Genomic DNA, 301 nt, shown 5'->3' with positions numbered 1-301 from the left:
CTTCGGGGCCGCGCGGGCGGCGGCGGCCTCGGGCCGGGTGCTGCCGCTGCTGGTGCTCGTGACCTCCGCTGCCCTGACCTCGTACGCGCTCACCTTCGCCGCCACCATGAGCTACGGGACCGCCAGCGGCCGGCGCGAGCGCAGCAGCCGTCTGAGCGCGAAGCGCAGCGCGAGGGGCAGTGCCCGCGCCAGCAGGAGCGCGCCCGCGAGCGCGCAGAGGGCGGGGGCGCCGGCGGCCAGCACTCCCCCACCCATCCCACGCTGGTAGAGGGCGACGAGGGCGCCGGGCGCCGCCCCCCGC

At 79.7% G+C, this 301-nt stretch carries 1 protein-coding gene; it reads right to left on the bottom strand.

All coding sequences use genetic code 11. The annotated features are described in order from the left end of the window. Window positions 1–111 precede the first annotated feature (111 nt). On the bottom strand, window positions 112–301 hold a 190-nt coding region (locus tag ABFX54_RS56160; protein WP_346115533.1), incomplete at its 5' end, for a hypothetical protein.

Source organism: Nonomuraea maheshkhaliensis (genome assembly GCF_039529435.1).
In the GTDB taxonomy this organism is placed as follows: Bacteria; Actinomycetota; Actinomycetes; order Streptosporangiales; family Streptosporangiaceae; genus Nonomuraea; species Nonomuraea maheshkhaliensis.
Note: the sequence above shows the minus strand (reverse complement) of the source record. Positions and strands in the feature narration are given on the sequence as shown.